Below are 6120 nucleotides of genomic sequence, written 5' to 3'. Positions count from 1 at the left end.
TTAACTTAGTTTATGAGTTGGGGATTACGAATCCCTAAGTAACGTCAATATTTACGGGCTATGGGATTATGAATCCCCCAGCGATGGGTTACTTTGAGTCAATTGGACAAGGCATGCCTTGTCCCTACGGATAAATTAACTTTCTTCAATTTCTCCTCTGATTATCTTTACATCTTTAGGAGCATCTATTCCTAATCTTAAATCTCCATCTTCACTTTTTATTACCTTTACCCTTATATTGTCACCTATTTTTACATATTGTCCCGGCTTCCTGCCTATTACTAGCATGTCCATTCCTCCTTGAATTTTATATTATGTAGCAATACTTTTAGTATCATATATATATTCCTATATTTTCTTTCATAATATAGAACAACATATATAATACTAAATTCTACTTTATAAAGTTGTCGAAATGCATTGTGATATTCCACTACTTTTGTCTTATTATGTCTTTTCTTGTAACATGTTAATTTATAACTAACTTTATATTCAAATTTTACTACAAAATAACTTATAATGCGACAAAAATGACGAACCTACACACCCTAATATATTTGCGTCCTGCAAACAATAGGTATGAAAGGTTCGTCCCTGAACCGAATATATATTTAATTTTTTAAAGGAGATCTTCGAATGAATTCCAAGATACTATTACAGTTACTATTTGTGTAATAACTTACATTAGTCTCTAGACATCATTGTTCAATAAACTTTATGAAGTTTAATCAGTTATTACGTCTTCTCAATATTATTATCGGTAGAAATTTGTCGTACTTTAGCTTTTTTTAATTTTTATATACTAGAGATTAAATTCCCTCCTACAATGGTCTAAAATACTCATTTTTTAACTGTACATAACTATAATACTTTTGAAACTTCTTTAACAATCCTTTTAGTTCCATTCCCATCAACTAAGTTTCTTGTTTTTTTGCTTAGGGTAAATCTTTTTTTATAACCGTATAAGTTGTTTATCATTTTTAATAAGTTTTCTTTAGTTATATCACTATACCAACCTAAAGTATCCATATAGCCCCTTCTTTTCATATATTCTACATTATTTATTTGATTATCTGCTATAATAAAGGTTATAGTTGGAGTACCTGTTGAACAGAGTTCATAAAGGGTACTTCCACCAGAAGATATAGCTAAATCACATTTAAGCATTATTTTAGACATATATTTTACATCTTCATAAAGTATGATATTATTATTTTTATTTGCTAGAACTTTTAATTCTTTTTTATTTGTAAATCCCCTTCCTACTACTGTATGTAGTCTAACATCATTTAACTGTTTAGTATCAGAAAACATATTTATTATATTAGTAGTTATATTATATGGATCTGAACCACCAGTGGTTATCATCACATCTTTTATTTCTTTATTTATTTTTTTATTAGGTAAGTTTTTAAATTCATCTCTTATCAAATTATACCTAGAGCCCAATAGCATAATTTCATTACTAAAATATTTTTTGTAGTCCATAATTTCACCATATATATTACCATTTATTAAGATATCCACAGGATATGTAAATTTATTGATATCATCTATATATCCTAATTTATTGATATTATTTTTGAGCTCTAAAAAGTATTTCTCTGTTACATTATAACTATCTACTATAAGTAGCTGTATATTATAAAGCTTAATAGCTTTAATTATTTCTTTTACTTCATATTCTAAATCCCTCTTATCCCCATAATAAAAACCCTTAACACTTTTACTACTGTTATTTTTCAATTTTATTACTTCAAATCCATTATTCCTAATAACATATGTACCTTTATCATATTTACTTATAAAATATACTTTATAATTATTACTTTTAAATTCTTTAGCAAGAGATAAGCATCTAGTAATATGTCCCATTCCTATGCTAGTGCTTCCATCTACTCTAAAAGCTACATTATACAATCTAATCAACCTTTCTAATTAGCTCAAAGGCTTCAACATATTTCCTTCCTACAACTGTTCCCCATCTGCTAGCTATTATTTTAAGTGCCTCTAGACTTCTAGGATGAGGATACTCTTCTAGCTCAGTTTCATAACAAGCCATTGCATCTAACTTATCCTTTAAAGTATCCTTTACGTCTACAAATATATTAGGCTTAAAGGTGTCTGTTCCATACTTCAAATTCCATTCAGTTGAAGATGGTGTTTCAAAACAGTATATTTCTTTTACGCAATAATCTCTTGCTGGTCTGCAAGCAGTTATAACAGCATCAAAGGTCTTTTTATGGTCTATATTTAAATCACCATAATGATGAGTATATATAATATCTGGCTTTATTTTCTCTATATGCCTTTCTATATCCTTGACAATATCTAATAAGTCAATAGAGTCAAACCTATTATCAGGAAATTTTGAAAAATAAACATTTCTAAATCCTATTATTTTGGCAGATTTCATAGTATCATTGTGTAACTTATCTACAGAAGATTGTTCAACCTCTTTCCTATTTTTCCCTCTTGAAGTCATACCCTCTCCTAAAATAATACAATCTACCAAATCACCATCGTCTACATGCTTTTTTATAGTTCCACCTAGTCCTAATATCTCATCATCTGGATGAGCAGCTACAACCAAGATATTTTTCATTTTATATTTCTCCTTAACTATATTTTTTAATACAACAAAATCAAAGATATTATTGAACTCTTATCTCTACATCAGCCACTATTTTTCCTTCTTTTAGACTTGCTCTTGAAAATTCTAATCTATAATCACCAAAGTCTATATAGGCTTTAGGATAACCTTTACAATCAAGCATTCTAATATAATCATATATTTTATTTAAATCAAAGTCTTTTTTAATCTCACTTTGTCTTGAAGTTCTTCTTTTAAACTTAACTACTTCTCCCTCTTGCTTTTTAGGAATTATTTTATTATTTATAATTTCATTAATCATATTATCAAATATTATATTGGAAGCTCTCATAAAAATCTCCTCAGCACTTCCGTTTAGATTTAAATCCTTTTTCATATATATCTCTCCTGTATCTATTCCACCATCAACTTTTATAGCAGATATTTTAGTATCCTTTATGCCCAATTCTATTAAATTTTGAAGAGGGCTTCCTCCTCTTCCAAATGGTAAATCAGTCATATGAAAAACTATACACGCAAACTCTATAAAAATATCCTTCGGAATAACCCATGACCAATGAGGAAAAAAGATATAATCTGGATCCATAATTTTTACTTTTTTATACTCCAGTTCTTCTTTACTTGTAATCAAATATACTTTATATTTATTATTAGTATTCTTAATAAATTTTTTTGCATTATTAATATTCCAAGATTTAGTAGTTGCTATTATGATATTCATATTAATCTATCATACTCCACTTTAATGGTGTTCCCCTGACAATATCAGTGGTAGCCTTTTTCCCCTTAATATCGTTATAATATTTAGGTGCTAATCCATAAGCTGGTCTTATCACTCTTATGTTATTTTCATCAAATATATCTCCCTTGCCTATGTCTTCAACAGCAAAGATTGACCTCCTAAATATTCTACTAACTTTCTCTTTTTCTGAAACCTTATAAGACACCTTTCCTATAGCTCTTTCTGCTGCTCTTATACTATCTACCATACCTCTAAATTCATTTGGCTCCATAGAAAAAGATGAATCTGGATTTTCTATATCGCGACTTATACAAAAATGTTTTTCTACTACACTAGCTCCTATAGCAACTGCTGTTATAGCAGCAACAGAGCCTAAAGAATGATCCGATAATCCTACAGGTACCCCAAAAGTTTCTTTTAAATTCTTTATAGTTTTTAAGTTCATATCATCTGGTATGGCAGGATATGCACTAGAACACTTTAATAAGCATATATCTTCATTTTTCATTTCTTTTATAGCCTTTACTGCCTCTTCTATTTCTCCTAGAGTTGCCATACCAGTAGATATGATAATAGGTTTTCCTTTTGAAGCTATATATTTTATTAGTGGTATGTCTGTCAACTCAAATGAAGCTATTTTATAAAAATTAATTTCTAAATCCTCTAAAAAATCTACAGAAGTTTGATCAAAGGGAGTTGAAAGAAAATCTAATCCAACTTTTTCCGCTTCTTCTTTTAGCTTAGACTGCCACTCCCAAGGTGTATATGCTTTATTGTACAAATCATATAACTTTTCATTTTTCCATGTCCCTTTTTTTATTTGGAAGTAGTCATTATCACAATCTATTGTCATAGTATCTGGTGTATATGTTTGTATCTTTATACAATCAGCTCCTGACTCTTTAGCAGCATGTATTATATCTATAGCCCTATTGAAGTCTCCTGCATGATTAGCCGACATTTCAGCTATTATATAACAAGGAGTATCTCCACCTATATATCTATTATTCATCTTTATTAGATTATTCAAAATACCACTCCTTTTATATTTCATAGTAATAATTTATATAGTCATCTTTTATTACTTTACTGTATCCACATTTTTCAAAGACCTTTTGAGATGCTATATTCTGTTTTTTAACACTGCCTAATAGCATATTTATATCGATCCCCTCACGGCTCACCTTACCTTTTAACAAATTAAGTAATACTACTCCATAATTATTGCCTCTATATTTTTCATCTATACTATAATCTATTATTCCTTTTTTATCTTTTATATCTATTCTAACTTGCCCTATAGCTATATCTTTCAAGTATAAAATGTATATATGACAATATTTAGATAGTATTTTGCTTACAAACCAATTCTTATGATCTTTATACTCAATATTTTTTGTGTTAAAAGAATTTTTTCTAACTAAATCATTATTAACCCATTGAAACAACAAATCACAGTGTTTTTTATTGGCAGAAACTAATTCGAAGATCACAAAAGCACATCCTTTACATAAGGTATTTCTTCTTTATATTATAAAAAGTTAATGAAACCTGGTTTATTTAATATAGTACTTTATTACTTTATTTAGTGCTTTAACTACATCTTCAGCGTCTTTATTGGTCATTTGGGGAAATAGAGGTAACGTTATTATTCTTTCATAAAGTTTTTCTGCATTTTCACATATTCCTTTACTATATCCAAGTTTTTGATAATAAGGATGATAATATACTGGTATATAGTGAACATTAACCCCTATATTTTCTTCTTTAAGTGCTTTAAATATTTTTTTTCTATCTACTTTCAACTTATCTAACTCTAATTGAATAACATAGATATGCCAACTAGAATTAGAGTACCCTGGCTCATGGGGTACAATTACACCATCTATTTGTGATATTAATTTATTGTAATGCTTTACTAGTTCTCTTCTTCTCTTAATAAATTTATCTAATTTACTAAGCTGACTTATGCCCATAGCACATTGAATATCTGTAATTCTATAGTTAAATCCTAAATCTAACTGTTCATAATACCATGGTCCTTCATCCTTATTATTTAGCAATTTCTTATCTCGTGTAATGCCATGGGTTCTAAAGGACTTTAACTTTTCATATAGTTTTTTATCGTTTGTAGTTATAACTCCTCCTTCTCCAGTCGTTATATGTTTTACTGGATGAAAGCTAAATTCAGTCATATGAGATATACTCCCCACTCTTTTACCTTTATATTCGGTTCCTATTGCATGAGCAGCGTCCTCAATCACCATAAGATTATATCTATCAGCTAATTCCATTATTTTTTCTAGGTCTACTGCCTGACCAGTAAAGTCAACTGGTATAATGGCTTTTGTTTTATCTGTTATTTTTTTTTCTATATCATTTACATCTATGTTATAAGTCTTTGGATTTATATCTGCAAAAACAGGTTTGCCACCTTGATATAATATGCAATTTGCTGACGCTGCAAAGGTTAAAGGAGTAGTTATAACTTCGTCCCCCTTTCTTATATCTGCTGCAAAACATGCTCCGTGAAGAGCGGCAGTTCCATTTGATACAGCAACTGCATACTTAGCTCCAACGTACTCAGCTACTTTTTCCTCAAACGCTTTAACTTTAGGTCCAGTAGTTAGATAATCACTTTTTAAAGTTTTAACTACCATTTCGATATCATCATATTCTATCCACTGTCCACCATAGGGTAAAAATTTATTCCTCACTGGTTTTCCGCCATTTATTGCCAATATATCCTCCATATTTATCCCTC

General features: G+C 29.3%; 7 protein-coding genes. All 7 read right to left on the bottom strand.

Features of this window, described 5'->3' with window-relative positions:
• Nucleotides 1–135: 135 nt before the first annotated feature.
• The 7 genes from V6137_RS11310 to pseC all read right to left on the bottom strand — a co-directional run bounded on the left by V6137_RS11310 (nucleotide 136) and on the right by pseC (nucleotide 6109).
• The gene (locus tag V6137_RS11310; RefSeq protein WP_425448045.1) at nucleotides 136–288 is read right to left on the bottom strand and encodes a carbon storage regulator; all 153 of its coding nucleotides are present in this window, start codon (nucleotides 286–288) and stop codon (nucleotides 136–138) included.
• Nucleotides 289–861: 573 nt separating this feature from the next.
• Nucleotides 862–1929 (bottom strand): UDP-2,4-diacetamido-2,4,6-trideoxy-beta-L-altropyranose hydrolase, encoded by a 1068-nt coding sequence (gene pseG, locus V6137_RS11305; RefSeq protein ID WP_425448044.1) that lies wholly within the window; start codon nucleotides 1927–1929, stop codon nucleotides 862–864.
• On the bottom strand, nucleotides 1922–2605 hold the full coding sequence (locus V6137_RS11300; RefSeq protein WP_425448043.1) for a PIG-L deacetylase family protein: 684 nt from the start codon (nucleotides 2603–2605) through the stop codon (nucleotides 1922–1924). The genes pseG and V6137_RS11300 overlap by 8 nt, the downstream gene beginning before the upstream one ends.
• Nucleotides 2606–2654: 49 nt before the next feature.
• Nucleotides 2655–3335 (bottom strand): formyl transferase, encoded by a 681-nt coding sequence (locus V6137_RS11295; RefSeq protein ID WP_425448042.1) that lies wholly within the window; start codon nucleotides 3333–3335, stop codon nucleotides 2655–2657.
• A gap of 1 nt (nucleotide 3336) precedes the next feature.
• Entirely contained in the window at nucleotides 3337–4386 is a 1050-nt protein-coding gene (gene pseI, locus V6137_RS11290) for a pseudaminic acid synthase (RefSeq protein ID WP_425448041.1), read from the bottom strand.
• A gap of 13 nt (nucleotides 4387–4399) precedes the next feature.
• Nucleotides 4400–4849: a GNAT family N-acetyltransferase gene (locus V6137_RS11285; RefSeq protein WP_425448040.1), complete on the bottom strand. Its 450-nt coding sequence runs from the start codon at nucleotides 4847–4849 to the stop codon at nucleotides 4400–4402.
• 63 nt (nucleotides 4850–4912) lie between these two features.
• Complete coding sequence (gene pseC / locus V6137_RS11280) at nucleotides 4913–6109, bottom strand: UDP-4-amino-4,6-dideoxy-N-acetyl-beta-L-altrosamine transaminase (protein ID WP_425448039.1); 1197 nt, start codon at nucleotides 6107–6109, stop codon at nucleotides 4913–4915.
• Nucleotides 6110–6120: the final 11 nt, after the last annotated feature.

Origin of the sequence: Dethiothermospora halolimnae, from assembly GCF_037577855.1 — a bacterium.
GTDB lineage: Bacteria > Bacillota > Clostridia > Tissierellales > VENL01 > Dethiothermospora > Dethiothermospora halolimnae.
Note: the sequence above shows the minus strand (reverse complement) of the source record. Positions and strands in the feature narration are given on the sequence as shown.

Bases quoted from the DNA above. Each gene is read 5' to 3' on its own strand.
- V6137_RS11295 (WP_425448042.1), bottom strand. From the start codon at position 3,335: ATGAATATCATAATAGCAACTACTAAATCTTGGAATATTAATAATGCA.
- pseC (WP_425448039.1), bottom strand. From the start codon at position 6,109: ATGGAGGATATATTGGCAATAAATGGCGGAAAACCAGTGAGGAATAAA.
- V6137_RS11300 (WP_425448043.1), bottom strand. From the start codon at position 2,605: ATGAAAAATATCTTGGTTGTAGCTGCTCATCCAGATGATGAGATATTA.
- V6137_RS11310 (WP_425448045.1), bottom strand. From the start codon at position 288: ATGCTAGTAATAGGCAGGAAGCCGGGACAATATGTAAAAATAGGTGAC.